The sequence below is a fragment of the uncultured Selenomonas sp. genome (assembly GCA_905372355.1).
Lineage (GTDB): Bacteria > Bacillota > Negativicutes > Selenomonadales > Selenomonadaceae > Selenomonas.
In genome coordinates this window covers 68,670-94,892 of sequence record CAJPOT010000001.1, presented here as the reverse complement: position 1 = coordinate 94,892, position 26,223 = coordinate 68,670, and the positions used below count along the sequence as shown (strand labels likewise).

General features: G+C 60.5%; 27 protein-coding genes and 1 riboswitch. Of the genes, 2 read left to right on the top strand and 25 right to left on the bottom strand.

Features of this window, described 5'->3' with window-relative positions; all coding sequences use genetic code 11:
• Positions 1 to 22 precede the first annotated feature (22 nt).
• The 13 genes from murD to thiS all read right to left on the bottom strand — a co-directional run bounded on the left by murD (position 23) and on the right by thiS (position 12,881).
• Positions 23 to 1,405: a UDP-N-acetylmuramoyl-L-alanine--D-glutamate ligase gene (gene murD / locus QZ177_RS00450; RefSeq protein WP_294175050.1), complete on the bottom strand. Its 1,383-nt coding sequence runs from the start codon at positions 1,403 to 1,405 to the stop codon at positions 23 to 25.
• 73 nt (positions 1,406 to 1,478) lie between these two features.
• A complete protein-coding gene (mraY, locus tag QZ177_RS00445) occupies positions 1,479 to 2,453 on the bottom strand; it encodes a phospho-N-acetylmuramoyl-pentapeptide-transferase (RefSeq protein WP_009645481.1) in 975 nt (324 codons plus the stop codon).
• Positions 2,450 to 5,350, bottom strand: a complete 2,901-nt coding sequence (locus QZ177_RS10450) for a UDP-N-acetylmuramoyl-L-alanyl-D-glutamate--2,6-diaminopimelate ligase (protein ID WP_366461449.1) — start codon at positions 5,348 to 5,350, stop codon at positions 2,450 to 2,452. The genes mraY and QZ177_RS10450 overlap by 4 nt, the downstream gene beginning before the upstream one ends.
• A 28-nt stretch (positions 5,351 to 5,378) precedes the next feature.
• Entirely contained in the window at positions 5,379 to 5,750 is a 372-nt protein-coding gene (gene ftsL, locus QZ177_RS00430; protein WP_006191060.1) for a cell division protein FtsL, read from the bottom strand.
• Between the two features lie 84 nt (positions 5,751 to 5,834).
• Positions 5,835 to 6,770, bottom strand: coding sequence for a 16S rRNA (cytosine(1402)-N(4))-methyltransferase RsmH (gene rsmH / locus QZ177_RS00425; RefSeq protein WP_294175045.1), 936 nt, complete (start codon positions 6,768 to 6,770; stop codon positions 5,835 to 5,837).
• Between the two features lie 9 nt (positions 6,771 to 6,779).
• Positions 6,780 to 7,211 (bottom strand): division/cell wall cluster transcriptional repressor MraZ, encoded by a 432-nt coding sequence (gene mraZ, locus QZ177_RS00420; RefSeq protein ID WP_009645462.1) that lies wholly within the window; start codon positions 7,209 to 7,211, stop codon positions 6,780 to 6,782.
• 65 nt (positions 7,212 to 7,276) lie between these two features.
• A complete protein-coding gene (locus QZ177_RS00415; protein ID WP_294175043.1) occupies positions 7,277 to 7,438 on the bottom strand; it encodes a hypothetical protein in 162 nt (53 codons plus the stop codon).
• A gap of 19 nt (positions 7,439 to 7,457) precedes the next feature.
• Entirely contained in the window at positions 7,458 to 8,264 is an 807-nt protein-coding gene (locus QZ177_RS00410; protein WP_294175042.1) for a polysaccharide deacetylase family protein, read from the bottom strand.
• Positions 8,265 to 8,275: 11 nt separating this feature from the next.
• Positions 8,276 to 9,799, bottom strand: coding sequence for a flotillin family protein (locus QZ177_RS00405; RefSeq protein WP_265070966.1), 1,524 nt, complete (start codon positions 9,797 to 9,799; stop codon positions 8,276 to 8,278).
• 100 nt (positions 9,800 to 9,899) lie between these two features.
• Positions 9,900 to 10,556: a thiamine phosphate synthase gene (locus tag QZ177_RS00400; protein ID WP_294175041.1), complete on the bottom strand. Its 657-nt coding sequence runs from the start codon at positions 10,554 to 10,556 to the stop codon at positions 9,900 to 9,902.
• A complete protein-coding gene (thiH, locus tag QZ177_RS00395) occupies positions 10,549 to 11,805 on the bottom strand; it encodes a 2-iminoacetate synthase ThiH (protein ID WP_294175040.1) in 1,257 nt (418 codons plus the stop codon). The genes QZ177_RS00400 and thiH overlap by 8 nt, the downstream gene beginning before the upstream one ends.
• Positions 11,802 to 12,599: a thiazole synthase gene (locus tag QZ177_RS00390; protein ID WP_294175039.1), complete on the bottom strand. Its 798-nt coding sequence runs from the start codon at positions 12,597 to 12,599 to the stop codon at positions 11,802 to 11,804. Before QZ177_RS00390 ends, thiH begins: the two co-directional genes overlap by 4 nt.
• Positions 12,600 to 12,686: 87 nt before the next feature.
• Positions 12,687 to 12,881 (bottom strand): sulfur carrier protein ThiS, encoded by a 195-nt coding sequence (gene thiS, locus QZ177_RS00385; RefSeq protein WP_294175037.1) that lies wholly within the window; start codon positions 12,879 to 12,881, stop codon positions 12,687 to 12,689.
• 50 nt (positions 12,882 to 12,931) lie between these two features.
• Positions 12,932 to 13,036, bottom strand: a riboswitch (TPP riboswitch).
• Positions 13,037 to 13,332: 296 nt separating this feature from the next.
• On the opposite strand from thiS, the gene QZ177_RS00380 reads away from it, so the two are divergent.
• A complete protein-coding gene (locus QZ177_RS00380; protein WP_294175036.1) occupies positions 13,333 to 14,298 on the top strand; it encodes a hypothetical protein in 966 nt (321 codons plus the stop codon).
• 282 nt (positions 14,299 to 14,580) lie between these two features.
• Positions 14,581 to 14,781 (top strand): DUF1858 domain-containing protein, encoded by a 201-nt coding sequence (locus tag QZ177_RS00375; protein WP_009646335.1) that lies wholly within the window; start codon positions 14,581 to 14,583, stop codon positions 14,779 to 14,781.
• A 126-nt stretch (positions 14,782 to 14,907) separates the two neighbouring features.
• Here the strand turns inward: QZ177_RS00375 and QZ177_RS00370 are convergent, their stop codons facing one another.
• The 12 genes from QZ177_RS00370 to lpxK form a co-directional block, all read right to left on the bottom strand.
• Positions 14,908 to 15,435 (bottom strand): YbjN domain-containing protein, encoded by a 528-nt coding sequence (locus tag QZ177_RS00370; protein WP_294175035.1) that lies wholly within the window; start codon positions 15,433 to 15,435, stop codon positions 14,908 to 14,910.
• Between the two features lie 90 nt (positions 15,436 to 15,525).
• Positions 15,526 to 15,948 carry a pre-16S rRNA-processing nuclease YqgF gene (locus QZ177_RS00365; RefSeq protein WP_294175033.1) on the bottom strand — a complete coding sequence of 141 codons (423 nt, stop codon included), beginning with the start codon at positions 15,946 to 15,948 and terminating at the stop codon, positions 15,526 to 15,528.
• Complete coding sequence (locus tag QZ177_RS00360) at positions 15,945 to 17,180, bottom strand: DUF3084 domain-containing protein (protein WP_009646295.1); 1,236 nt, start codon at positions 17,178 to 17,180, stop codon at positions 15,945 to 15,947. Before QZ177_RS00360 ends, QZ177_RS00365 begins: the two co-directional genes overlap by 4 nt.
• A gap of 67 nt (positions 17,181 to 17,247) precedes the next feature.
• Complete coding sequence (locus QZ177_RS00355) at positions 17,248 to 18,339, bottom strand: LptF/LptG family permease (protein WP_265070958.1); 1,092 nt, start codon at positions 18,337 to 18,339, stop codon at positions 17,248 to 17,250.
• A 10-nt stretch (positions 18,340 to 18,349) separates the two neighbouring features.
• Positions 18,350 to 19,069, bottom strand: a complete 720-nt coding sequence (gene lptB, locus QZ177_RS00350; protein WP_294175030.1) for an LPS export ABC transporter ATP-binding protein — start codon at positions 19,067 to 19,069, stop codon at positions 18,350 to 18,352.
• Positions 19,070 to 19,103: 34 nt separating this feature from the next.
• Positions 19,104 to 19,880 carry an LptA/OstA family protein gene (locus tag QZ177_RS00345; RefSeq protein WP_294175029.1) on the bottom strand — a complete coding sequence of 259 codons (777 nt, stop codon included), beginning with the start codon at positions 19,878 to 19,880 and terminating at the stop codon, positions 19,104 to 19,106.
• Positions 19,877 to 20,437, bottom strand: a complete 561-nt coding sequence (lptC, locus tag QZ177_RS00340; RefSeq protein WP_294175028.1) for an LPS export ABC transporter periplasmic protein LptC — start codon at positions 20,435 to 20,437, stop codon at positions 19,877 to 19,879. The genes QZ177_RS00345 and lptC overlap by 4 nt, the downstream gene beginning before the upstream one ends.
• Positions 20,427 to 21,344, bottom strand: a complete 918-nt coding sequence (locus QZ177_RS00335) for a lysophospholipid acyltransferase family protein (protein WP_294175026.1) — start codon at positions 21,342 to 21,344, stop codon at positions 20,427 to 20,429. The genes lptC and QZ177_RS00335 overlap by 11 nt, the downstream gene beginning before the upstream one ends.
• Before the next feature lie 89 nt (positions 21,345 to 21,433).
• Positions 21,434 to 21,994, bottom strand: a complete 561-nt coding sequence (locus QZ177_RS00330) for an HAD hydrolase family protein (RefSeq protein WP_294175025.1) — start codon at positions 21,992 to 21,994, stop codon at positions 21,434 to 21,436.
• Positions 21,995 to 22,822 (bottom strand): 3-deoxy-8-phosphooctulonate synthase, encoded by an 828-nt coding sequence (gene kdsA, locus QZ177_RS00325; RefSeq protein WP_265071832.1) that lies wholly within the window; start codon positions 22,820 to 22,822, stop codon positions 21,995 to 21,997. It abuts the gene before it with no gap.
• A gap of 159 nt (positions 22,823 to 22,981) precedes the next feature.
• Positions 22,982 to 23,716 (bottom strand): 3-deoxy-manno-octulosonate cytidylyltransferase, encoded by a 735-nt coding sequence (gene kdsB, locus QZ177_RS00320; RefSeq protein WP_294175024.1) that lies wholly within the window; start codon positions 23,714 to 23,716, stop codon positions 22,982 to 22,984.
• Entirely contained in the window at positions 23,713 to 26,220 is a 2,508-nt protein-coding gene (gene lpxK / locus QZ177_RS00315; protein WP_294175022.1) for a tetraacyldisaccharide 4'-kinase, read from the bottom strand. The genes kdsB and lpxK overlap by 4 nt, the downstream gene beginning before the upstream one ends.
• Positions 26,221 to 26,223 lie beyond the last annotated feature (3 nt).

The following is a 26,223-nucleotide window of genomic DNA, read 5'->3' as shown; positions in this document are numbered from 1 at the left end:
TTCTGCGTTTTTCTGCAAACTCCTATGCCAGCTCGCGTGCCAAGCGCTTGAACACCTCGCCGCGCTCCTCAAAGCCGTCGAACATGTCGAAGCTCGCGCACGCGGGCGACAAGAGCACGACGGCAGGCGGCTTCGCGAGCCGCGCAGCGATGTAGACCGCCGTCTTCATCGAGTACGCGGCGTCGTGGATGTGCGCGGCGGGAAAGCCCGCTGCGCGCGCGGCTTCGGCGAAGCGAACGGCGGCATCGCCGACGAGGATCAGTTCCGTGCAGCGCTCCGAAACGAGATGCATGAAGTCCGTCAGATCCGTCATCTTGTCGTCGCCGCCCGCAATCAGCACGATGCCGTCCGAGAAGGATTCGAGCGCCTTGATCGCCGAGTCCGTATTCGTCGCCTTGGAATCGTTGTACCAGGCGACGCCCGCGAGATCGAGAAAATGCTCGATGCGGTGCTCGACGCCCTTGAAGGAGCGCAGCACGCGGCGGATCGCCTCAGCCTCGACGCCCGCGAGGTGCGCCATCGCCGCCGCCGCGAGCGCGTTCTCGACGTTGTGCGCCCCCTTGATGCCAAGCTCCGCCGTCGTCACGAGCGCGATCTCCTCGCCGCCCCGGCGCAGGACGAGCTTGTCGCCCAGGAGCAAAGCGCCCTCTTCGAGCGCCTCCCTGCGGCTGAAGAAAAATACGGGGCACGCGGCACGCTCCTGCATCGAGCGCGTCCTCTCGTCGTCGTAGTTCAGGACGAGCCAATCGCCTGTTGCCATTTCGCGGAAAAGCCGCTCCTTCATCGCCTGATAGACTTCCATCGAACCGTGGCGCTTGATGTGGTCGGGCGTCACGTTGAGGACGGCGGCGACCTTCGGACGGAAGTGCTCCGTCGCCTCCATCTGGTAGCTCGAAATCTCGGCGGCGACCGCGCCGCCCTCGCCCGCCTCCAGCACCGCTTCTGACAGCGGATAGCCGATATTGCCGCCGACGCGCGTCTTCTCCTTGCCGAACTTCTCGGCGAGCAGCAGCCCCAGGAGCATCGTCGTCGTCGTCTTGCCGTTCGTCCCCGTCACGGCGAAGATCGGCGACTTGGCAAGTGCCGCCGCCAATTCCACTTCGCTCGTGATGCGGATGCCGCGCCGCTTCGCCTCCTCGGCGAGCGGGATGGCGATGGGAACGGCGGGCGAGAGCACGAGAAGATCGCAGCCGTCCAGGAGCGCGGCTTCCTGTGCGCCGAAGATCAGCCCGATGCCGAGTACGCGAAGCTCCGAGACGTCTTCTTTGATCGCCGCCTCGTCCTTCGCATCGGAAAGCGTGACCTTCGCGCCGAGCCTCTTGAGAACCTTCGCCGCCGCAAAGCCGCTGATCCCGGCGCCGATGACGAGAACCTTCTTTCCTTTGAAATCCGTATCGAGATGCAATATGCTTCCTCCTCGCTTTATCTCTTCCCCGCAGCCGAGGGAGGCGTCCCAAGATGTCAGACGTCTGCCTGCGTCAATATGCAAGCCATGCGCCGAGCGCCGCAAAGACTGCGCCGACGAGCCAAAACGTATGGACGACGCGCGTCTCCTGCCACCCCTTTAGCTCGAAGTGGTGATGAATCGGACTCATGAGGAAGACGCGTTTTCCCGTCGTCTTGAAGGAGATGACCTGGATGATGACGGAAAGCGCCTCGGCGACGAAGACGATGCCGATGACGGCGAGCAAAATTTCCGTATGCGTGAGAATGCCGAGCGCGGCGACCGCGCCGCCGAGCGCCAAGGATCCCGTATCGCCCATGAAGACGCGAGCCGGATGATGATTGAAGCGCAAAAAGGCGCACGAAGCGCCCGCAATCGCCGCCGCGAACACGGCAAGCCCCGTCGCGCTGAAGGCGAGCGCGACCGCCATGTAGGCGAGCGCGGCGACCGTGACCGTGCCCGCCGCGAGCCCGTCGAGGCCGTCCGTGAGGTTCACGGCGTTGCTCGTGCCGACGAGCACGAAGAGCACGAGCGGATAGTAGAAGAGTCCGATGTCAAGCTCCGCGTGTACGAGCGGCAGCCAGACCGTCGTCGCAATGCCGAGTTCGTGCTGTGCGAAAAAAATGACGACGACGGCGATGACGATCTGCCCCAAGAGCTTCTGCCGCGCCTTGAGGCCAAGGTTGCGCTTCTTCACGACCTTGATGTAGTCATCGAGGAAGCCGAGCGCGAAGTGCCCGAGCATCACGAAGAGCGCGAGCCATACGCCCGCCGTCAAGGGCGCGGCGGCAAGCGTCGCGAGCGTGATGGCGGCGATGATCATGATGCCGCCCATCGTCGGCGTGCCGCTCTTCGCCTGATGGCTCTTTGGCCCTTCCTCGCGTATGCTCTGCCCGAACTTCAACTTGTGCAGCTCGGGAATCACGAAGGGGCCGGCCGCGAGCACGAGGACGGCGGCGAGCGCCGCCGCTCCTGCAAGAGAAAGCGCCGTCGTATTCACATCCATCATTTGCCTGCCTCCAGCGCCTTCTTCAACAGGGGGATGATCTCATCCATCTTCATGCCGCGCGAGCCTTTGAAGAGCACGGCGTCGCCCGGCTGCAGGATCTCTTTGAGCCTTGTCGCCGCCGCCTCGTGCGACGCCATGCGCTCAACGAGCGGCACGCCGCCCGCCTCTGCGGCCTCCGCGATGAAGCGGCTCTCCTCGCCGCGCGAGAGGACGGCGGCAAAGCCCAGATGCGCCGCCTCCTCGCCCACGCTCGCGTGGCCGCTCTTCGACGCACTGCCAAGTTCGAGCATATCGCCGAGAACGGCGATCTTCCTGCCCGCGAACATCTCGGCGAGCGTCTTCAAGGACGCGCGTGTCGATGCGGGACTCGCATTGTAGGCGTCATTGACGAAGGTGTATGCGCCGCACTTTTCGACAGCGAAGCGCATCTTCTGCGCAGGCGGCACGGCGAGTCCGCGCCGGACATCCACGAGCGAAAGGCCGAGCACGCGGGCCGCAGCGATGGCGGCGAGCGCATTCGACACGTTGTGTCTCCCGGGCATCGGCAGGAAGAGCTCGTGCCGTTCCAGTCGCCCGCGCTCGTTTTTCCATTCCAGCATGAATCTCATGCCGCCCTCGGCCTTGCCGACAGCGACGGCACGCACATCGGCATCGCGCGAAAGCCCGAAGGTCACGACGCGCACGCCCGCCTTCGCCTTCTCGCGCATCGCGAGGACGCGCGCATCGTCGGCGTTCAGTATGACCGTGCCGCCCGGCTCCACTGCCTCGACAAGCTCCGCCTTCGCCCTCGCGATGTTCTCGATTGAGCCGAGGAGCTCCATGTGCACCTCGCCAACGTTCGTCACGATGGCGACGGTCGGCGCGGCGAGCGGCGCGAGCGCGGCGATCTGCCCAAGTCCTCTCATGCCGATCTCGACGACAGCCGCCTCGTGCGCGGCGCGAAGGCCAAGGAGCGTCAGCGGCAGGCCGATCTCGTTGTTGTAGTTCGCCGCCGTCTTCTGCACAAGAAGGCGTGCGCCAAGCACGGCGGCCGTCAAGTCTTTGGTCGTCGTCTTGCCGTTCGATCCCGTGATGGCGACGACGGGGATGGAAAACTTCCTGCGCCACGCGGCGGCGATCTGCTGATAGGCGAGCAGGGTGTCCTTCGCCTTGAGCACGACGCCCGTCTTCGGCAGCTTCGCCTCGGGCGTATCAGCCGCTACGAGCACGCCCGCCGCGCCCTTTTCGACCGCCTGCGCCGCGAAGTCCGCGCCATCAAAGCGCTCGCCTTGAAGCGCGACGAAGAGCGATCCCGCCGCAATCTTTCGCGTATCCGTCACGATGTCGGAAAATGCGATGTCCGCCGCCGTGCGCACGGCTTCAGCCTCCGCCGCACGCTCGACGTCGGCGAGCGAAAAGCGCATTGCATAGCTTTTTTCCCGCGCGGCGACGGCCTCGCGTGCGACTTCCTTGTCGTCGAAGTGGATCGTCTTGTCCTTCAAGATCTGGTAATTCTCGTGCCCCTTGCCCGCGATGATGACGATGTCGTCCTTTTCGGCGAGCGCCACGGCACGCACGATCGCCGTGCGGCGGTCGGCGATTTTCTCATGGCGCTTGTCGCCGATCTTCTCAAGCACGCCGACCTCGACCTCATCGAGGATGCGCGCGGGATCTTCCGTGCGCGGGTTGTCCGAAGTCACAAGCACGACATCGGAAAGCGCCGCCGCAATGCGTCCCATGATCGGCCGCTTCGTGCGGTCACGGTCGCCGCCGCAGCCGAACACCGTGAGGATGCGTCCTGCCGTAATCTCCCGCGCCGTATTCAAGATGTTCTCCAAGCCGTCAGGCGTATGCGCATAGTCGACGATGATGGAGAACGCCTGCCCTGCATCGACGAGCTCAAAGCGCCCAGGCACGCTCTTGAAAGCTTCGAGCGCCCTCTTGATCGCCTCGGGCGCGATCCTTTCCGCGAGCGCCGCGCCGACGGCGCTCATGACGTTGTAGACATTGAAGATTCCCGTGACGCCGAGCGAAAGATCCATCCTGCCGAAAGCGCCTGTAAGCGTCAGCTCCATGCCCCGCGCATGGACGCGGATATTCTCGGCGCGAAGGGCAGCTTCCTTCTTCACGGCATACGTGAGATGCGCACACTTCGCATGGGCGAGCATCGTCTCGCCCGCTGCATCGTCATCATTGACGACGGCCGTCTTGCCCGTCTTCGCGCCCTTTCGGCTCACAAGGTCGAAAAGGCGCGCTTTCGCGCGCTTGTAGTTTTCGAGCGTCTTATGGTAGTCGAGATGATCCTGCGTGAGGTTCGTGAAGACCGCCGTATCGAACTCGATGCCCGCCACGCGGTTCTGATCGAGCGCGTGCGAAGAGACTTCCATGACGACGAAATCCATGCCGCGCCGCACCATATAGGCGAGCGTTCGCTCCAGGACGACGACATCGGGCGTCGTATTGTGAATCGGCAGAGCCTCATCCTCGACGAGGATCTGAATCGTGCCGATGAGTCCGACCTTGTACCCCGCCTCGCGCAGGATGGCACGCGTCATGTAGCTCGTTGTCGTCTTGCCGTTCGTGCCCGTGATGCCGATGATGCGCATCTTTCGCGATGGGTAGTCATGGAAGAACGGCACGATGACCTCAAGCGCCGCCGCAAGGTTCGGCACGCGAAGAACCGCCGCCGCACCCTCGGGAATCTCGATCTCGCGCTCCGTCAGAATCGCGCACGCGCCCTTCTCGACCGCCTGCGCGATGAAGGAATGGCCGTCGACATGCAGCCCCTCGATGGCGACGAAGAGCGTCCCCTCCGTCACCTCGCGCGAATCGTGCACGATGTCCGCGATCTTCGCAGCTGCATCTCCCTTGATTTCAGCGCCCTCGACGAGCGCCGCCAACTCGGCAAGCGTCTTCATTGCCATCCCTCCATGAAATTTATCGGACCTATTCCTTCGCACCTGTCGCAAAGTAGACCGTCTTCGGCGTGCTCATGCCGAGCTTTTCCGTCGCGATGCGGCGCACGCGCTCGGGCGATTTCATCTGTGCGATCTCGATCTTCAGATGCTCATTTTCCTTTTCGAGCGTTTCCGCCTGCTGTTGGATCTTCACGAGATCGTAGCCGCGGCTCGCCGTGATGCCGCTTCGGATCGTCACCGCCATCGCCATGATAGAGACCAGCGCGAGCAGCAAGAAGCAGCGGGAGCGCAGATGCGTGTTGAGCGTCGGCCGCCTCTTAGGAGGTGGCGCAGGCTTCTCGATCCGCTGCGGCTGCAGCTCCTCCTCATAATACTCATACTCCCTTTGTCTTGCGAGCATCTGTCGATCCCTCCTTGATAGCGGTGCTGCCGCTTCCTGCGGCCTCCGCCTGCTTCCTCATACGCCCTACCGAAGAGCGGCTTCCTATAATTTCTCAGCCACGCGCAATTTCGCGCTCTTGGCGCGTGGATTCTCTGCAGATTCTGCAGCGCTCGGCTTCTGCGCCTTGCCCAAGAGCTTGACCTTGGGCTCGTGACCGCAAACGCAGACGGGAAGTCCGGGCGGGCAGATGCAGCCGCGTGCAAGTTCCTTGAATGCCTGCTTGACGATGCGGTCTTCGAGCGAGTGAAACGTGAGGACGGCGATCCTGCCGCCGGGCGCGAGCGCATGCACCGCATTCTCGACACTCGCCTGCAGGATGCCGAGTTCGTCATTCACCTCGATGCGGATCGCCTGGAAGATGCGCTTCGCCGGATGGCCGCCCGCCGCGCGGCGCACGCTCTTGGGCACGGCGCGGCATACGATGTCGACGAGTTCGCCCGTCGTCTCGATGGGCTTTTCCTGCCGCGCCGCTACGATGAATGCGGCGATGCGCTTCGCCCAGCGTTCCTCGCTGTAGTCGCGGAAGATACGCCAAAGCTCCGCCTCGTCATATTCGTTGACGACCTCGTGCGCCGAGAGGAGGCGCGACGTGTCCATGCGCATGTCGAGCGGCGCGTCCTGCATGTAGGAAAAGCCGCGCTCTGCCGTATCGATCTGATGCGACGACACGCCGAGGTCGAAGAGTACGCCGTCGACAGATGTGACGCCGAGGCTTTGCAGAACCGAGGCTAGCGCACGGAAATTCGAGCGCACGACGTCGACGCGGCACGAGACGCCGGCAAGCCGCTCCTTCGCCGCTCGGATCGCCGCCTCGTCCTGATCGAGTCCGATGAGCCGTCCTGCGGGAGAGAGCCTGTCAGCGATGCGCCGCGCGTGACCCGCGCCACCCAGCGTACAGTCGACGTAAGTGCCCGCAGGCTTCACGGCGAGAGCCGCCAGAGTCTCCTCCGGCATCACGCTCGTATGGCGAAACTCCATGCACTCACCTCAAATCCCGAGATCCGTCAGCGTCTCCGCGATCTTCGTGACCATCGGATTCACCTCGGCGTTGTAAGCATCCCAAGCCGTGCGGCTCCAGATCTCGGCGCGCGTCATGACGCCGTTCAGGACGACGTCCTTCTTGAGGCTCGCATAGGCGCGCAGGTTCGCAGGCACGAGGAAGCGTCCCTGCCTGTCCAATTCCAGCTTGCGTGCGCCCGCAAAGAAGAAGCGTGCAAAGGCGCGAGCCTCGGGCTTCGACATCGGCAGCGCCTTGAGCTTTGCCGACAGCCGCTCCCATTCCTCCTCGCCGTAGAGAAAGAGGCAGTTGTCAAGCCCCTTCGTGATGACAAACGAGCTGCCGAGCTCCGGGCGAAAATCCACAGGCAGGATCACGCGCCCCTTCGCGTCGATCGTATGCGTGTATTCGCCCATCAACATCTCGCTTGCCACCTCCTTCACCAGTGCTCTCTATATTAAACCACATTTCCCCACTTTTCGCCACTTCATTGTCTAGTTTTAATTCTTTCTTTCCCGTCTTTTTCCTGCCTCTCGCTTTCATTTTTTTCTTCATGCGCCCCTTTTTGCCGCAAAAATAAAGAGAAAGCACCCCCTTTGCCAAAGGCAAGGGACTGCTTTCCCACAAACATATTTTCTTTTTTAGGCAAGAAGAAGCCGCGCTTTTCCCTACCGCTTCTGCCAGCCGGAATGCTCGAAAATCGGCAAGTAGCGCAGACGCTTCTGAAACGATCCTTCCGTATTTTCCGTATGGAAGATCGGCACGCGGTCGATCGCATAGAGATTGCTCGCGCGATCCGCGTTGCCGTAGCGCACGGTGAACGCCATCTTGTAGCCCGCTTCCTTCACGAGATTCGCGATGTGCAGGTTGTACGCGCCCCCCGGGTAGGCGAAACATGTGACCGTCTTGCCAAGCTTCTCCTCGATCATGCGCTTCGAAGCGGAAAGCTCCTCCTTGACTTCATCATCCGTGAGGCTCGTCAAGGCGCGGTGCGTCATCGTGTGCCCCTCGATGGAAAAGCCGTTCTGTTCCATCTCGCGCAGCTGTTCCCACGTCAGATAGCCCTTCTTCTTTCCCACCATCTCCGTGACGACGAGGATCGTCGCCTTGAAGCCGTACTTCTTGAGAATCGGGTACGCCTTCTCATAGTTGTCGACATAGCCGTCGTCAAATGTAATCATCACGGGCTTTTCAGGCAAATCGCCTGCTCCCGTCAATGCGCCGTAAAGCTCTTCAGGCGTGATCGACTGGAAGCCGTTCTTCTTGAGCCACGCCATCTGGCGATCAAAGTCCTTCGGTGCGACGGCGAGTGAATGATTCATGTCGTTGACCATGTGGTAGTTCAGAATGCGCACCTTCGCCCCCTGCTCGACTTCCTGCGCGATACGCGCGTCAATATCCCCCGTGCCCGCCGCCAGAAGCAGCGCAAAGGACAGCACGAAGAGCGGCAGAAACCGCCGCAGAAATTTTGTCATCTCTTTCCTCCTCAGTCGCGAATCGCATTGGCAATCGTCGCCGCCTTGACGGCAGCCGCTTTTATAGCATCAGCATCCGCCCCCGTGACGTTGACATTCTTCGTGACCTTCGCCTCGTAGCTCTCGCCGCGCACGATGTCCGCGAGGTCGATGCCCGTCGCCGCCTTGACCGTCTGAAACGTCTTCGCCATGACGAGCGGCACGTTATCTGCCATCGGCTCGACCGCAGAGGCGCTGCTGCCGCCGATGATGGATACATTGCCGATGCGCTCAAGCGGCTTTGCCACTTCCGAAGCGATCTGCGGCAGAATCTCAACGATCATCTGCGCCATAGCCGCCTTGCCGTATTTCTTCAGCGCTTCTGCCTTGCGATCCATTGCAGCGGCTTCCGCCTCGCCTTTCGCCTGAATTGCGGCAGCTTCAGCCTCGCCCTGCGCCTTGATTCCTGCCGCTTCCTGCTCTGCCGCATAGCGCGAGGCCTCCGCCTCAGCCTTCTTCGCCTCCGCCTTGCGCTGCGTTTCGTAGAGCGCGGCTTCCGCTTCACGCTGACGCTTGGCAAGATCGGCAGCCGCCTTCTGCTCGACGGCATACTTTTCTGCGTCCGCCTGCTTCTGAATCTGCGCCGCAAGCTCCTGCTCACGCACGGACACCTGCTGCTTCTTCAGCTCCTGCTCACGCTCCGCCTTCGCGATCTGCGCGTTGACCGTAGCGGCCTGAACGGATTTCTGCTGCTCCTGCGCCTGAATTTCGTAGGCCGCATCCGCCTCCGCGCGCTTGATATCGGACGCCCGCTTAAGCTCAGCCTGTCGGATGGCAAGATCGGTCTGCCTCTGTGCAATCTCAAGGTCCGCCTCGACCTGCGCATCGTTCGCTTCCTTCTGCGCCTGCGCCTTGGCCACAGCGACATCGCGCTCCGCCTCGGCGCGCGAGATGGCCGCGCGTTTCTTGATTCGCGCCGTGTTGTCCGCGCCGAGGTCGACGATGAGACCATTGTTGTCCGTGACATTCTGTATGTTGCAGGAAATGATCTCGATGCCGAGCTTCTTCATATCCTGCGCCGCCTTGTTGACCACTTGATCAGAGAAGCTATCACGATCCGTATTGATGGCTTCCAGCGTTAACGTACCGATGATCTCGCGCATGTTGCCCTCAAGGGAATCCTGCAGATCCTTCGCGATCTGTTCTCCCGTGAAGTTCAGGAAGTTCCGCGCTGCAAGCTGCACGCTCTCCTCGTCGCGCCCGACCATGACCTTGGCGACAGCATCGACATTCACATTGATGTAATCGTTCGTCGGCACGGGTGTCTCCGTCTTGATGTCCACAGAAATCTGCCCGAGGAAAAGCTTGTCCATGCGCTCAAAGAAAGGGATGCGCGCTCCGCCCCGCCCGATGAGGATACGCGGGCGCTTCTTGATGCCGGAAATAATGAGTGCCGTCGACGGCGAAGCCTTCACATAGCCGCCTGCTAAAATCGCCAAGAGCACGACGACCAGCACAACGGCGCCAACAATTCCTCCGATAAATAAGATTCCCATACACTTCGCGACGCATCGCACAGGCAAGGCGCCGCTTTCACCTCCTTGAAAGCAGCACAAAAGGATATGGCGGGAAAGGACATCGTCCTTTCCCGCCCTTCTATTTTATTGTACCATGAACCTTCAAGAACTCAAGCCCCAAAGGTACAGAGCAGATCGAACAAATGCACCGCATCAGCTCCGACATCATGCAGCAGCCCGCCGCGCCGGCTTCGATACAAGCGTCGAGCTTGTCCATGCCGATGCCGCCGAGCGCGAATACGGGGAGCGGCGACGCCTTGCAGGCGGCGGCGAGGGCGGCCGTGCCGAGAGGGGCAACACCCGGCTTGCACGCCGTGGCGAAGATGGGACTGAGCGTCGCGTAGTCTGCGCCAAGGGCGGCGGCTTCGGCTATTTCGGTGGCGGAATGCGCCGATGCGCCGACGAGCTGCACAGCGCCCTCGCCGCCTGACTGCCGCCCGCTCGCCGCTCGCCATTCGCGCAGGACGTCGAGCGGCAGATGGATGCCGTCCGCGCCCAGTTCCGACATCATGCCGAGCGCAATCCGACCGTGCGCGAGACACTTCTTGCCGCCCTTATGCGCGATGCGTGCGACCTGCACGAAAAGCTGCCGATACTCCTCAAACCGCAAATCCTTTTCGCGCACGATGATCCAGTCCACCATCTCCATCGCGGCGACACGCTCGATCTGGGCGAGGAAATCGCCCTCGACCAGACGGCGATTCGTGATGCATGCGATGATTTTTCCCCTATACATAGACGTAATCGTTCAGCACGGGCTGCAGACCGCCGCGCGAGAGTCCTGCGTACATCTCAGCGAGTGAGCGTGCGTCGGCGATTTCAAACTGCTCGTCGCCCGCCGCCTGCGCTTCCTTTCCCTCGTACTTTTCCTCGTGGTCGCCGATGCCCGTCGAGACGCCCGCCGACACCTTCGTCGCCGCGATCTTCACGATGCCGTCGCGAAAACTCGCCGACTCGCGCGAGGAAACCGTGATGCCGACGTAGGGCAGGAAGATGCGGTAGGCGCATAGCACTTGGCAAAGCTCCCTTTCATGCACGTCGCGCGGGTTGATTCCCGCATTGTTGACGATGGGGCGAAGCCTTGGACAGGAGAGCGAGTATTCGACATGCGGATATTTGCGCTGCAGGAAGTAGACGTGCAGCGCCGTCGCCAGGGCGTCGCGCCGAAAGTCGGTGAGTCCCAGAAGAGCCGAGAAGCCAACGCCCCTCATGCCGCCCAAGATGGCGCGTTCCTGCGCCTCGAAACGATAGGGAAAGACGCGCTTTCGGCCCGCGAGGTGAAGCTCCTCGTAGCGCGTGGCGTCATACGTCTCCTGAAACACCGTCACATAGTCCGCGCCGCACTCGTGCAGATAGCGATAGTCCGCCGTATTCACGGGATAGATTTCGAGTCCGACATTGCGGAAATGCCGCCGCGCCAGGCGGCACGCCTCGCCGATGTAGGCGATGTCGCTCATCGCGGGGCTTTCGCCCGTCAACAGCAAGATCTCCTCGATGCCCGACGCCGCGATGACCTCCATCTCGCGTGCGATCTCCGCCTCTGTGAGCCTTCGACGCACGATGTCGTTGTAGCGGTTGAAGCCGCAGTAAATGCAGTAATTATCGCAGTAATTCGCGATGTAAAGCGGCGTGAATACGTAGACCGTGTTGCCGAAGTGACGCCCCGTCTCCTGCTGGGCACGCCTCGCCATGCGCTCCAAAAAGGGCGCGGCGGCAGGAGCAAGGAGCGCCGCGAAGTCCTCGATGCTGCACCGCTCGTGCGCGAGAGCACGCTCGACGTCGGCGGCGCTGTAAGCGGCAGGATCGTACTCCGCTGCCGCAGAAAGCACCTTTTCGCGCACATCGGAATCAATCCGCTCCATATCTCTCGCATACGCCATGACGTCCGTGCGGCTCGTCGGATCGTTTTCGAGGCGGTGCTTCCTTTCGAGCGCCGCGCCGCTCAAGCGCACCGAATCTATGAAGTAGCTTGCATCTTCTCTCATCTCGTCGCCTCTCCCTCGTGCAGAAAGCCCGTCAGCGGATCGGAAGCAGACGCGCCGCGCTCCAAGACGCGGCCAAGCCCCGCAAGATACGCCGCGCGCCCCGCCTCGATCGCCGACTTGAACGCCCCCGCCATGCGCGCCACGTCGCCCGCCGTCGCGATCGCCGTGTTCGCCATGACGGCGGCGGCGCCAAGTTCCATCGCCTCGCACGCTTCCGACGGCCTGCCGATGCCCGCATCGACGATGATCGGCACGTCGATCTCCTCGACGAGAATCTTGATGAACGCTTTCGCCTGCAGCCCTTGATTCGAGCCGATGGGAGCGGCGAGCGGCATGACCGCCGCCGCTCCCGCCGTCTCAAGGGCGCGTGCCGCATAGAGGTCGGGGAACATGTACGGCAGGACGGTGAATCCCTCGGCGGCGAGCAGTTTCGTCGCGCGAACCGTCTCCTCGTTGTCTGGCAGAAGATACTTCGCGTCGCGCATGATCTCCACCTTGATGAAGTCGCCGCAGCCAAGCTCGCGCGCCATGCGTGCGATGCGCACGGCTTCCTCTGCCGTGCGTGCGCCCGACGTGTTCGGCAGGAGCGTCACATGCTCAGGAATGTAATCGAGGATGCTCTCGCCTTCGCGCGTATTCGTGCGCCGCACGGCGAGCGTCACCATTTCCGCGCCCGCATTTTCCACGGCGGCGCGGATGAGTTCGAGCGAATACTTGCCCGAGCCGAGGATGAAGCGCGAGCGGAACATTTTGCCGCCGAGCTTCAACATATCTTCCCCTTGCTTCTTTTCCATACGATTTCCCCCTTCGCCCTCCCTTTGGGAGAAGCCTTCCCTCCATCGACGGCACGTCCCTACAAAAGCACGACGCGCCTCATCGCCTCAGCCGCCGCCGACGAAGCTCACGATCTCCACGACATCGCCTGCCGCAAGCCGCACCGATTCATACGTCGCCCGCGGCACGATCTCGCCGTTTCTCTCGACGGCGATGCGTGCGGGCACATAGCCGGCTTCTCGCAGATAGTCCAAGAGCATCCTGCCGTCCGCCGCAGCCTCCTCGCCGTTGACCTTCACCATCTTCATCCCTCCCAAAAAGAAAACCGCACACGCCAAAGTGGTGTATGCGGTCAAAATCGCCTTCTATTCCCTACGTTGGCATGATCCAAATCAGGTTTCGGGTCGGAGCGAAAAGCTCCCTCTCAGCCCATTCGTGGACTCCCCTTTTGCAGTATTCATTATAGCGCAGTTGTAGAAAAATGCAAGGAAAATTCTCCCTAAGGCAGCAAGGCCTTAAGGAAACGCTGATAAAATGAGGTTGCCCAGATTTGCACAGATACGCTGTTCCTGTCTAGGAGACAAACCGCAGGCGTAGCAGTGGCTACGTCGAGGATTTGTCGACGACGACAGGACAGTGTAGATGTGTGAAGATGGGTAGCTGAATTTATCAGTGATTCCTTAAGTTTTCCTCCCAAATAAACGAATAAATCAAGGGAAGAAGTCTAATCTTTTTTTAATGAGGAGGGTCATCATGCAGATATCCAGATTTTTGATGTCGCCCGTCCTGCATCGCCGTGCTGCAGGCGGCATGACTGCTGCAGCCATGCAGAACAAAACGGAAAATCTCGTGCAGTCGTCCAACGGTGCTCCTGCTGCAAATCCTGCCGGCTCGAAAAAAGCCAATCCCTTGCAGGAAAACATTTCACGCTTGCAGGCACGCATCGAAGAAGTCAAGGGCAACGACGAGATGCGCCCGGAGGCGAAGGACGCCCTGCTGAAAACGATGATGCAGCAGCTTGCCGATTTGCAGAAGCAAATGGCGGAAGCGACGCGGGCGGACAAGAAGAGCGAGGACGAAAGCGATGCGTCCGGCAGCGCTCGTGACCGCTTCGGCACGGCGAGCGTCCAGGACAAAAAGGTCGACAAGAAGAGCCGAGAAGATGCACGCCTCGCCAATCTGCTCTCTGCAGGAGCATCGCTGCAGCAGTCGAAAGAGAGCGGCGCGTTCGCAGCAAAGGCGCAGTCTGCAGCACAGCGCATGGAGCGCGAGCTTGACTATGCGACAAACCATCCCATAGAAGCGCTTCGGCTGACGAATCCGGAGGCCATGCAAAACAGGCAGAAGGAAATCGCCTCGCTGCAGCTCGGCATCAACCAGATGCGAGCCGCGCAGGCGTACGGAGTCCAGGCAGCCAACGCGCCGGCATCCGACGCCCCTGCCCCTGCCGAGGACGCAGATGCGAACGCGAGCGCTGCTCCTGCGGCGAAAGACGCAGAGGACGGCCAAGAGGTGACAATGTCCTCCGACAAGAACGTGGACGACGAGATTCAGAAGCTCAAGGCCAAGAAGCAGCAGATGCAGGCGCAGCTCGCCGAAGCAGCCTCGCCCGATGAGAAGACGGCGATTCAGCAGCAGCTGCGCCAGTTGGACGCGCAGATCAAGGGCAAGGATTCCGCCGCCTATCGTCAGTCGCACGCCCACTACTGGCAGGCATAGCGTACGAAATGCAAAACACGGAAAAGGAGCTGTCGCAAGCATGTACGACAGCTCCTTTTCGCATCCTATAGATGCGCTGCATTCCACGCAACATGACAGCAACTATTCTCAAGAATCGAAATATCCTCTAGCTATCGGCTAGGAAACATGATATAATTTAGCCAGTAGTAAGGTGTTTTTCGTATGCGGCTCTGCCGTATACTCGCCCTTACAAGGAACCAATCAACCGGCTGACTTCTGTCGGCTTCTTGGGAGTTTCCCTGTAACAAAGGAGGTTTTTGTATGACCATAACGAAAGATATGGGCATCGGAGAGGTTGTCCAGAAATATCCCGCCACCGTTCCCGTATTCATGAGTGCCGGCATGGGTTGCATCGGCTGCGCCGCCTCGCACTTCGAGAACATCGAGCAGGGTGCACTCGCGCACGGCATCGACATCGACGCCTTGATGAAGGGTCTGAACGAAGCTGTCACCGCGGGCTGATTTGCACGAAAAAACTGCCGCAAGCCAGAAGGCTTGCGGCAGTTTTTTCATGCGTTTCCCAAGCAAAGAGGGCTGCTCCAAGAAGCGAAATCTCGCTTTTCGGAGCAGCCCCTCTTGATTCGTTTCTCAGTTGTCCGCCCAGATGGTCTTCATCGTATCACCGAAGGTCTCATCGAGGTGCTGCAGGATGACGTCGAGGATCGTGCGCACGATGTCCGGCTCGAATCCCTCGTCGGAGGCGGGCAGGCAGGCATCGAGGACGAGGCTGCCGTCTTCCACCGTGTAGTACTTGAACACCTTGTAGCGGCTGTTCATCTCGTTGATGTATGCCGCGAGGTCGCTCTCGTTCTTCTCGTTGACGACCTTGCTGCCGACGATGACGCGCACAATACCGTAGATGGAGGCGTCAAGGATGACGATGACGGGCAGGAACTGCCCCTTGATTTCCATCGAGGAGCGGTAGAGCACCGTACCGTACTCATCGCCGACTTCCTGCTTCTGGAACGCCTGAATGTCAAGCTCCTTGAGCATCGCGTCAAACTTCGCGGCTTTTTCGGATTTGACAGCTTCCGCAGTCTCTACTGCCTCTGCTGCCTTCGCCGTCTTCTTCGCGCCTTTCGTTTCTACCTCGAGGTTTTCTTCTTTTTCTGCCATGTGAACTCTCCTTTTCATTGTGGAAGGATTGTGCTGCCCAAAGGTTCGTCAACACATCTTTAACATTTGCGGAAACCAGGTTTCCTGCTCTCAAACATCGCTTAACGGCGCTTTTTCAAGAAAGCGCCGTGCAAGGATGATGGCAACAAAATCATCGACAGGCTCGGGCGGCACGAGCATCGAGGCGGGCAGAAGCCTCCGCCAGCCACGCGGCGGACGTGCCTGCCAGTACGCCCGCTTCGCCATGTCCGTCGTACGGTACTCGTCGACAAGCACCACGCGCAAACCAGGCACGGCCTCTTCTATGCGTTCCTTCGCTTCCTTGCTCGTCGTGCCGTTTCCAAGCACAAGAACAGTAAACGCATACCTAGAATATTTATCGTTGATTTCACGCGCAAGATTAAGCGTCTCGATCACTTTTTGAAAAAGCACCACGCCATGTACATCGAGAACCGCAATCCCGCACTTCTCGCGACCGGGATCGACGGCGGCGAGCGTCCCGTTCTCCATCATTCGGCTGCTCGCTCAACCTTGATGTTGAGCCGCAGAGGACCGAGTGCATCGGTGTCATCTCGCGCATAGGCGGAGAGGAGGATCATGCCGTAAAGCGGTTCGAGTGTCTGCATGATGCCATACATCTGCTCACCATCGATGACGCCGACCGTGCCGCGGATCGGATCGGGCAGAATGCCGTGTGCCGAAGCAGCGGCATTCACGCGCTTCAAGAAGTCCATGACGACTTCCTGTGATGCCTGCGCACCGCCCGTACCCGTCAGACGGTACGATTGCGCGAGGATGAATTCTCCCTGCCGATAGACGATGCTGTTCGGATGCAAGTCGAGGGCGGCGCGCACGGCTTCGCCGCGCACGAGATTGCCCGCTGCGACGATGCGCACGACCATATCGCCCGGGCCTTTGGCTATGCGTGCGACGGCGTCATCGACCTCGGGCGAGTAGACCCAGATCTCGCCGTCGGGCAGATCTTTGCCGAGGTGTGCTGAGACGTTGCGGCTCGCGAGCTGTGCGAGTGCAGCGACATCGGCGCGCACATCGTCCTCGGGCCGTCCGCCCTTGATGACGCCCGCCGCGATGACCTCGCCCGCGCGATAGACGATGTCGCCCTCGCGGATGATCTCAAGCCCGCGGCGCAGCTCCTGCGTGCGCGTTTCCAGCGCCTTCTTATCGCCGGCAAGCTGCGCGTTGCTCGTCGCAAGCGCCGCATTCTCCGTGCCAAGCGTTTCGTTCGCCGCACCGAGCGCATCGTTTTCTGCCGCAAGTGTACGGTTCACCCCATCGAGCGCAGTGTTTTCCTTTGCGAGCTCATCGTTCTTCGCTGCGAGCGCACGGTTGCCCGCAGAAAGCTTTTCGGCTTCCTCCTCTAGTGAGCGTACACTGCCCTTGAGATCGGCAAGCGCCTTGTCCGCCGCCGCCTGCTCGGCGCGCGCCGACGTAAGTTCGGCCGACGCATCCTTGAGCTTTTCCTCCGTTTCCCGCATCGAGCGGTTGAGCTGCTCCATGCCGAAGAGCGCCGTGCGCACGTTTTCTGAAGCGGCGGCAAGGATGATGAACGTCAGCGTCGTGATGACGAAGCCCGTGACGATGGTAACGATGGTCGACGTATGACGCGGCCTGAGGCCGAAGAGAGACAAGCGCTTCTTGCCGACCTTCGTGCCCACGCGGTCGCCGATGACGGCAATGACGCCACCCGTGATGATCAGCACGAGTATCAAGACGATCCCGTACATCAAGACATGCTCCTTTCTCTCCCGAGAGTTTTCCCTTGGCAAGGCGGGAAAATCCGCCTTTTCCTTATCAGTGCGCCGCCTCGCGCATCAGATACGCTCCAATGAGAAGCCCTGCGACATTCGGCAGCCAGACGGCGTAAGCGGGGTTCAGTGCACCCGACTGCCCGAGCGCCCCCGCGAGCGTCATGAGAACGTAGTAGCAAAAGAAGATCAAGAGGCTCAAGCCGATGCCGCGCGAGGAGCTGCTGCGCGTCGGCTGGATGCCGAGCGGCACGCCGATGATGGCGAAGACGAGGCTCGCCATCGGAATCGTGATGCGCTGATAAAGCTCCGTCTCCAACTTCTTCGTATCGACGAACTGCGTGCGCATGAGTTCGATCTGCTGACGCAGCTCCTTCATCGTCAGCTCCTCCGGCTTCTTCTGCTCACGCACGATGCGCCCGGGACCAGCGTTGATGGGCAGCACCTGCTTGTCGAAGCGCATCGTATGCTCCGACTTGCCGCCGGAAACCTCGTAGATCGCTCCCCGATACATCGTCCACTGCGTGCCCTCCCACTTCGCATAAGCGGCATCCTGCACGTACTTCGTCTCACCCTGCTCGAACGACTGCAGCGTCACGCCTTCGAGCGTTTCCGTTGCAGCATCGTAGCGACGCGCATACATGAGGCGCTGCATCTCGCCGTCCTTGATCTCCTTGATAACGATATGATCCTGCGACTTGGGTGCGGCGTTTCCCTGAATCTCGTAGGCGATGACATTCTCATAGGCGTTGTTCGCTCGCGGTACGACATGCTCCGTGAAGAGGATGGAAAAGATGCTGACGACGACGCCGAGCACAATGACGGGCGCAGCGATGCGGTAGAAGCTCACGCCGCACGACTTCATCGCCGTGATCTCACTCGAACTCGACAGCCTGCCGAACGTCAAGAGTGCCGCCAAGAGCATCGACATGGGAAATGTATAGATGGCGATAGCGGGCAGGCTAAAGATGAACATCTTTACGACAGAGCCAAACGATGCGCCGTATTCCGTAATGTACTGTGCGATGCGAAAGAGTGTGCCTGAGCCAACGAATACGGCAGACGTGCCGCATATACCGAAGAAGAAGGCGAGGCAGACCTCACGAAAGATGTATTTGTCCAAAAGTCGTATCTGCATAAGGACGCTCCTATAACGTGAAGTTGTCGCCAAGGTAGAACTTGCGTGCGAGATCGCTCGCAGCGATGGTCGCACTGTCCCCTTCGAGGAGGATCTTGCCGTCGTTCAGGATGTAGGCGCGGTCGACGATGTGCAGCGTCTCGCGCACGTTGTGGTCGGTGATGAGGATGCCGATACCGCGCCTGCGCAGATACGCGATGATCTCCTGTATGTCGGCGACGGCAATGGGATCGACGCCGGCAAACGGCTCGTCGAGCAGGATGAACTGCGGCTCGATGGCGAGGCAGCGCGCGATCTCAACGCGGCGGCGCTCACCGCCCGAAAGCTCCGTGCCGAGACGGTCACGCACATGGCCGATGCGGAACTCCGCGAGCAGATTCTCCATCTTCTCTCTGCGTTCCTGCGCGGAGAGCTTCGTCATCTCCAAGATCGAGAGGAGGTTTTCCTCTACGGTCATCTTGCGGAAGATCGAGGCTTCCTGCGCGAGGTAGCTGATGCCGAGACGCGCACGCGCATACATGGGCATGCTCGTGATGCGCACATCGGAAACAAAGACATCGCCCGAGGTCGGCCGCTCAAGCCCCGTGATCATGTAGAACGTCGTCGTCTTGCCCGCGCCGTTGGGCCCTAGAAGCCCGACGATCTCGCCCTTGTCGACGCGCAGGGACACATGATCGACGACACTGCGCCGCTTGAACGTCTTGACCAGATCTTTCGCTTCCAGATGCAAGACCCTCCACCTCTCTTCTTATATTGAATCCTTCTCATTCTACCGCAAGATTGCCTGTGTTGGCAAGGTAAACCGTCAGATGCTTGCTCTTGAGCATGTTATTTCCCTGATATGCCCAGGCGTTGCCATCGAGCACGCACTTGCCCTTGCCGTCCTCAGCTTTGGCAAAGTAGTCGACCGTATCGCCGCCGCCCTCGAAGCTTCTCGGCGGACTGACGACATGCACGTTGCCCGTGCCGCGGTAATGCTCTTCTGTCAGCCAGCCTTCCATGCGATCTGCCGTGAAGGTGCCGTCCGCCGTCGTCATCGTGCCGCCCGCCGGAACGAGCATGTAGTTCGCCGACTGCGTAAATTCGGCGCGCGTGCCTGTAAACGTCTTATCCGCCTTCACGGCACGAACGTCACCTTCCGCGACGTAACGATCCTTATCAAATACAGAGAGGCTTGCAGCAGTCAGACAAAGATCATCCTTCGTGATCTCTGCACCGCCCGTCGCATGGATGGCGTCGACAGATTCGAGCGTCACGGTCTGTGCCGTCAGACGCATCGCATCGCGCACAGCGATGACGCCGCCCGTGATCTCGCCCTGCTGTGTCTTCGTGTTGTAGCTGGCTCTCGCCCCTGTGATGGTCGCCGCGCCTCGCTTCAATGTAATGCCGCCCTCCGCCGTGATCTCGCCCGTCGCCATGTCGTAGCTGACGCTCTCTCCCTCCAAGGACGATGGCTCATCCGCCGCCTGCAGCGTCCCCATGTTCAGAGCTGCAGCCAAGGCGGCAGCTACGAGTGCAGCCTTCCCTTTTCTCTTCCTCAATTCGCTCCACTCCCCTTTTCAATCCGCGCCTTCTTGCCTTCCTTGCCACTCGCCGTGAACTTCGCGAAGCCGTCTGAGCTTTCGATGCGCTCCGCGCTCACGCGAAGCTTCTCTTTATCCTGCGTGAGCAGGACGTCGCCGACGGCGGCGAGCGTCTCCTTTTCTGACGACCAGATGACCTCTCGGCTCGTCAGGTGTATGCCGTCCGATGTCTCGATCCTCACGCCGCCGTCGACGGTAAGATCCTTAGACGTCAGATCATAATGAGCACGAGGCGCAGTGAGCTTCAGTTCGCACCCGCCTTCCTCATGAAAAACGCCTTCGATGTTTCTCGCCTCTGCCGCCTTGCCATCAGCATCCGCCTCGATCGATTCCGCCGTCAGCTGCCAGACGGTACGCCCGTCCTTCTCCAAGCTCAGCGTATTTCCCTCATAACGCAACGTGCGCGCAGGATCGTTCAAGGCCGGAACCTCGGGAACGGAGAGCACTGCCCATGCGAGTGCAGCGGCGAAGAGGGCTGCGGCGAGGACTGCGAGAAGAGTCTTCCTATGCTTCATCTTTCCCTCCTTGCAGCATCGCGCCGTGGCGCTTCTCCTTCTTCATCTCAGGCGGCGTATTCCAGCGTTTCTGAAACCACAGCCACTGCGTCGGATTTTCGCGGATGACCTCCTCCATAAGGCGCGTCATGCGCACGGTCAGGTCGTAGAGATCCTTTTCCGTATCGCCCGTGTCGACGTACTCCATGCGCTCATAGACGCGCACCGTATGCTTGCCGTCGGGGCGGCGCAGGATGAACGCGGGAATGACGGGCGCACGAAACTTGCGCGAAAAGACGGCAGGTCCCAAGGGCGTCGCAGCCGTCTTGCCGAGAAACTCGATGAAAGCGCCGCCGGGACCTGCATCCTGATCAGCGAGAAAACCGAGGATCTTGCCATTCTTCAAGGCGCGCCCCGCCGCCAAAAGTTCGCTCGTGCCGCGCGAAAAGATCTCCGCACCGATCGTCGCACGAAGATCATCGAGGACGCGCGAATACTCGGCATTCGGCTGCGTCTTAGCGATTGCCGTGACGGGCAGGCCCGACAGTGAGAAAGCGGCGGACAGCCACTCCCACGTGCCGATGTGACCCGTGAGGACGACGACGCCGTGCCCTTCGGCTAGCGCGTCTTTAAGGCGCTCCAGGTGCTCGATCTCGATGTATTCATGCAGGTTCTCTCGGTTGAGCTTCGGCATGTAGAGAATCTCCAGCATGTTTTGCGCGAGGTTCACGAAGGAGGCGCGCACGATTTTCCGTGCTTCCTTCTCCGAAATGGAAAGCCCCTGCATCATCTGGCGCACGGCACGCTCGCGCTGCTTCTTGATGATCATATAATAGAGCCTGCCGAGCAGCGCGCCGAGTAAGAGCAACGCGCCGTGCGGCAGGAAGCGCAGCGCACGGCTCAGCGCCATTAACGAGTTGTAGAGCATGAACATTCACCTGCTGTCTTCAGATATGTGAGATCTTGGGCGCACGCACGTCCGCCTCATATAGCGCTGCGTCGCCCTTGCCAAAGCCATCACTGCGAGACGTTTGTGACCTTCGCCGACGCGGTGAAGCGTGCGACGACGTTTTCCCAGCGCCTCTGCGCCTTCAGAAGGAACTCGATGATCTCGCGCACAGCTCCCTTGCCTCCCGGCTTTCCGGACACAAGGCATGCGAGTCTCTGCACCTCGGCCACCGCATCAGCGGGCGCGGCAGGAAAGCCGACCTGCGCCATAACAGCGAGGTCGATGAGGTCATCGCCGACATAAGCGACCTCATCATCTTGAAGACCATGACGCTCCTTGATCTCAGCATAGGCGCTGCGCTTGTCGGCGTGCCCGAGGTAGACATCCCCGATCTTCAACTCGGCGGCACGTCGGGATACAATGGCAGAGTCGCGCCCTGTGATAATCGCCGTACCGAAACCTTCGTTCTGCCACTGACATATACCGAGACCGTCGCGCACATGGAACGGCTTCATCAGTTCGCCCATCTCACCCGTATAAATGCCGCCATCCGTCAGGACACCGTCGACATCGAAGATGAGGAAGCGCACGCGACGCGCACGCTCCATCGCATCTGCAGAAAGAATCATTTAGACCAGCTTCCCTTTCACCACGTCGTAGATTGCCAGCACTTCCTTCAAAAGCTCTTCGAGCTTGTCGAGGTAGAGGCTATTCGGGCCATCGCAGAGCGCCTCCTCAGGATTGTCGTGCACTTCCATGAAAAGTCCGTCGACGCCAGCGGCGACGGCGGCGCGTGCCAAAGGCTCGACGAATTCGCGGTTGCCGCCTGACGATGTGCCCGCGCCGCCCGGCAGCTGCACGCTGTGTGTCGCATCGAAGATGACGGGAGCACCAAACGTGCGCATGATGGGAAAACTGCGCATGTCGACGACGAGGTTATTGTAGCCGAACGAGGCGCCGCGCTCCGTCAGAAGGATGTCAGAGCAGCCGCCTTCGTGCAGCTTGTCGACGACGTTTCCCATGTCGCGCGGCGCGAGGAACTGCCCCTTCTTGACGTTGACGACGCAGCCGGACTTTGCCGCCGCGTAGATGAGGTCTGTCTGGCGGCACAGAAACGCAGGGATCTGCAGCACGTCGACAACCTTCGCCGCAGGCGCGATCTGCGACTCCTTGTGGACGTCGGTCACGACGGGCACATCGAGCTCTTCCTTGATCGCCTGCAGCATTTCGAGTCCCTTCTTGAGCCCCGGGCCGCGGAAGCTGTTGAAAGACGAGCGGTTCGCCTTGTCGAACGAGGCCTTGAAGATGTAGGGGATGCCGAGCCTCGATGTGATTTCCTTGATCGTGCGTCCGATCAAAAGGCAGCGCTCCATCTCCTCAAGGACGCACGGCCCCGCCATGAGCACGAGCGGGCTTCCCCCGCCGATCGTGAAATCTCTGACCTTCACCTTGTTCATCATCATAGTACCGCCTTTCTCTTGGGGAGTCACGGATAAACTCAACTGCCCAGCTTCACACATCCGAGCGACCTCATTTTATCAGCAAATTCTTAAAAACAATTAAGGATTCGCTGATAGATTCCTTGCGCCATATCGTTTTGATCCGAAACACATTTCTTACGCCAGCCCCTGCTCGCGATAAATCTTGTTCACGAGCGCGAGATCTTCCGGCGTATCGACGCCGACGAAGCGGCAGTCTGTTTCCAGCACGCGGATGCCATAGCCGTTTTCCAGCGCCCGAAGCTGCTCCAGCGACTCCGCCCTCTCCAAGGGCGTCGGTTCAAGGCGCGCGTAGCGCAGCAAAAAGTCGCGTCGATAGGCGTAGATGCCGATATGCTTGTACACGGGGCCAGCCGCTGCACGCGGATAGGGCACGAGCGAGCGCGAGAAGTAGAGTGCGTAGCCAAGCTTGTCCACAACGACCTTGACGTTGTTCGGATTGAGCTGTTCCGCCGCGTCTTCCATGCGCGTCATGACAGTCGCCATCGGCAGGTTCTCATCCATCTCGAAAGGCGCGATGAGATCGTCGATCACGGCCGGCTCGATCAGAGGCTCGTCTCCCTGCACGTTGACGATGAGGTCGACCTCAGGGTACGCCTCTGCCACCTCAGCGAGCCGATCCGTGCCCGTCGGATGGTCGGCACGCGTCAGGAGCGCCTCGCCGCCTTCCGCTCGCACGACATCGTAGATGCGCTGGTCGTCCGTCGCCACGATCACCTTCTCGGGCTTTTGCGCGCGGTTCGCACGCTCCAGGACGCGGCAGATCATGGGCTTGCCGCAGATGTCGGCAAGCGGCTTTCCCGGCAGGCGCGTCGACGCGTAGCGCGCCGGAATCACGCAAAGTGTCCTCATGTTTCTTCTCCTCCCTTTCGCAAGGCAGCGATCCTTTCCTGCAGATGTGCGGCGAGCATATTCTGAAACTCCTTCGCTCCCTCCTGAAACGTGACCTCGACGCAGATGACGAATACAGGGATCGGCACCTTCGCCTCAATGATCGTCAGCGGAATCTTCACGGCGTCTTTCTCCGTAATGACGATGGCTTCCGCCCCGAGGGAGATCGCCTGATCGAGGACGTCCTGCAGTTCCTTCGTCGTGTACTCATGATGGTCGGGGAAGCGCAGGCTCTCGACGATCTTCGCGCCAATATCGAAGAGCGTCTGCTCGAACGACATCGGATTGCCGATGGCGGAGACCGCCATGACGCGTTTCCCCGCGAGCGTCTTGATGTCGACGCCCTCGCCTGCGATGTCGCGATGCCAGTCCTTGAGGTTGACGAAGCGGCGCGGCTGATGGATGCTCTCCATGATCAGCGCCTTTTCGTTGTACTTGCGTATCGTGTTCTTGATGTGCTCGCGCGAGACGCCGACCGCCTGATCGACCTTCGTCAAAAGGCACACGTCGGCGCGCTCGATGTGCGAAACAGGCTCTCGGAGCGTGCCGCGCGGCAGCATGTAGCCGTTGCCAAAGACATTGACCGCGTCGACGAGCAGGATGTCCATGTCGCGCGCGAGCTGCCAGTGCTGGTATCCATCGTCCAAGATCGCGACCTCCGCGCCGAAGTGCTCGATCGCGTACTGCCCCGTAAGCGATCGTTCGGCGCCGATGAGCACGGGCACTTCAGGCAGATGCTTGGCGAGCATGAAGGCTTCGTCGCCCGCCTCGGTCGCGTCCATGTAGAGCTTCTGCCCGTCGGAGACAATGCCGACGTCGCCGCGCCACTTCGCACGGTAGCCGCGATTCAAGATGACGACGCGATATCCCATGTCGCGGATCGCCGCCGCCAAGTACTGTGCGGTCGGCGTCTTGCCCGTGCCGCCGACCGTGATGTTGCCGAGGCTGATGACGTAGCAGGAGAGATGCTTGCGCTTGAAAAGTCTCGCCTTGTAGCCCCAGAGTTTCAAGTTCACGAGTTGGCGGTAGATGAGGGAAAAACTGTAGAGCGTCCCCATGACGACGCGCAGACAAAAGCCATCGGCATGACGGCGGCGCATGAGGTCGGTGACATAGGTGCGGAAGTTTTCAACGCGCTCCGTCGTGCGCACCTTGCCCGCATTCTCGCCCTGCTCGAAGTCCTCCAGGAAGTCATGCAGGAGCACAGCCGTCTTTCGGGACGCGCCCTTGTTCTCGCCGATGATGGCGAGCGTCTCGCGCTCCATGCGCCGCCGTTCCCCTTCGTCCTCAAAGAGCCTGCAGACAGCTGTGGAAAGTTCTTCTCCATCGTGCACCGTGATGCAGGCGTTCCTCTTCGTGAAGAGTACATGTGTATCCTTGAAGTTGAACATGTTGTGCCCGACGACGATCGCCTTGCCGTGCGCCGCAGGCTCCAAGATGTTGTGACCGCCGTGCGCGATGAGGCTGCCGCCGACGTAGACGACGTCGCCGATGCTATAGACCTTGCCGAGCTCACCGATCGTATCGAGGATCACAATGTCGTGATCTTCGCTCGGCTCTTTCAAAAGTTCTGTACGGCGCGCGACGGAAAATCCCTTGTGCCTGCAGAGCGTGGCGACTTCCGTCGTGCGCAGAAGCTCCCTCGGCGCAATGATGAGCTTGGCCTCGGGGAACTTTTCCCGGAGTGCGGCAAACGCCTCGAGGACGGGCGTCTCCTCACCGCGATGCGTGCTGCCTGCGAGAAAAATGCCACCATTCTTGCGAAGTCCCATTTCACGCAGGAGCTTTTCCTTCTCCGCGAGGCTCACGTCCGTGTACGTCTGATCGAATTTCGTATTCCCCGTGACGGTTACAAGCTCGGGCGGTGCGCCGAGGCGCATGATGTACTCGGCGTCGATGGGTGACTGCATGGCGAACTTTCGGACCGTGCCGATCATGTCATCAAGGACACTGTGCAGATGCTTATAGCGCTTGACGCTCTTGTCGCTGATGCGCCCATTGACCATCATGACGGGAATCTTGAGCTTCTTCGCCATCCGCAGGAAGTTCGGCCACAGCTCCGTCTCGACGGGCATGAAGACGCGCGGATGGATGCGGCGCAGGATGCTGCCGGCGCGCCACGGCAGGTCGAGCGGGAAGTAGATGATGCTGTCCGCATCCTTGATGATGCGATTCGCCATCTCGTACCCCGCCGTCGTGACAACGGATACGAGGATCGGGTTCTTCGGGAATTCCTTGTGGAACTCGCGGATCAGTGGGCTGGCGGCGACGATCTCGCCAACGGACGCCGCATGAACCCATATACAGTTCTTCTTCGCCACCTTGTCGAGCGCGTGCTCAGGAAAGAAGCCGAGGCTCTGGCGCACGCGCTCGACGAAGCCGCGCTCACGCACGGCGCGCACGAGGAACACGGGTATGATGAGGACGACGGCGAGGATCGCCGCGAGATTATAGAGTAACCGCATATT

Bases quoted from the DNA above. Each gene is read 5' to 3' on its own strand.
- QZ177_RS00355 (WP_265070958.1), bottom strand. From the start codon at position 18,339: ATGCAGATACGACTTTTGGACAAATACATCTTTCGTGAGGTCTGCCTC.
- QZ177_RS00390 (WP_294175039.1), bottom strand. From the start codon at position 12,599: ATGGAAAAGAAGCAAGGGGAAGATATGTTGAAGCTCGGCGGCAAAATG.
- QZ177_RS00360 (WP_009646295.1), bottom strand. From the start codon at position 17,180: ATGTACGGGATCGTCTTGATACTCGTGCTGATCATCACGGGTGGCGTC.
- mraY (WP_009645481.1), bottom strand. From the start codon at position 2,453: ATGATGGATGTGAATACGACGGCGCTTTCTCTTGCAGGAGCGGCGGCG.
- mraZ (WP_009645462.1), bottom strand. From the start codon at position 7,211: ATGTTGATGGGCGAATACACGCATACGATCGACGCGAAGGGGCGCGTG.
- QZ177_RS00330 (WP_294175025.1), bottom strand. From the start codon at position 21,994: ATGATTCTTTCTGCAGATGCGATGGAGCGTGCGCGTCGCGTGCGCTTC.
- ftsL (WP_006191060.1), bottom strand. From the start codon at position 5,750: ATGCTCGCAAGACAAAGGGAGTATGAGTATTATGAGGAGGAGCTGCAG.
- QZ177_RS00365 (WP_294175033.1), bottom strand. From the start codon at position 15,948: ATGATGGAGAACGGGACGCTCGCCGCCGTCGATCCCGGTCGCGAGAAG.
- lptC (WP_294175028.1), bottom strand. From the start codon at position 20,437: ATGAAGCATAGGAAGACTCTTCTCGCAGTCCTCGCCGCAGCCCTCTTC.
- QZ177_RS00370 (WP_294175035.1), bottom strand. From the start codon at position 15,435: ATGGCAGAAAAAGAAGAAAACCTCGAGGTAGAAACGAAAGGCGCGAAG.
- QZ177_RS00405 (WP_265070966.1), bottom strand. From the start codon at position 9,799: ATGGGAATCTTATTTATCGGAGGAATTGTTGGCGCCGTTGTGCTGGTC.
- thiS (WP_294175037.1), bottom strand. From the start codon at position 12,881: ATGGTGAAGGTCAACGGCGAGGAGGCTGCGGCGGACGGCAGGATGCTC.
- QZ177_RS10450 (WP_366461449.1), bottom strand. From the start codon at position 5,350: ATGAAGACGCTTGCCGAGTTGGCGGCGCTCGTCGAGGGCGCTGAAATC.
- QZ177_RS00335 (WP_294175026.1), bottom strand. From the start codon at position 21,344: ATGCTCTACAACTCGTTAATGGCGCTGAGCCGTGCGCTGCGCTTCCTG.
- thiH (WP_294175040.1), bottom strand. From the start codon at position 11,805: ATGAGAGAAGATGCAAGCTACTTCATAGATTCGGTGCGCTTGAGCGGC.
- rsmH (WP_294175045.1), bottom strand. From the start codon at position 6,770: ATGGAGTTTCGCCATACGAGCGTGATGCCGGAGGAGACTCTGGCGGCT.
- lpxK (WP_294175022.1), bottom strand. From the start codon at position 26,220: ATGCGGTTACTCTATAATCTCGCGGCGATCCTCGCCGTCGTCCTCATC.
- QZ177_RS00410 (WP_294175042.1), bottom strand. From the start codon at position 8,264: ATGACAAAATTTCTGCGGCGGTTTCTGCCGCTCTTCGTGCTGTCCTTT.
- QZ177_RS00380 (WP_294175036.1), top strand. From the start codon at position 13,333: ATGCAGATATCCAGATTTTTGATGTCGCCCGTCCTGCATCGCCGTGCT.
- kdsB (WP_294175024.1), bottom strand. From the start codon at position 23,716: ATGAGGACACTTTGCGTGATTCCGGCGCGCTACGCGTCGACGCGCCTG.
- QZ177_RS00375 (WP_009646335.1), top strand. From the start codon at position 14,581: ATGACCATAACGAAAGATATGGGCATCGGAGAGGTTGTCCAGAAATAT.
- kdsA (WP_265071832.1), bottom strand. From the start codon at position 22,822: ATGAACAAGGTGAAGGTCAGAGATTTCACGATCGGCGGGGGAAGCCCG.
- QZ177_RS00400 (WP_294175041.1), bottom strand. From the start codon at position 10,556: ATGTATAGGGGAAAAATCATCGCATGCATCACGAATCGCCGTCTGGTC.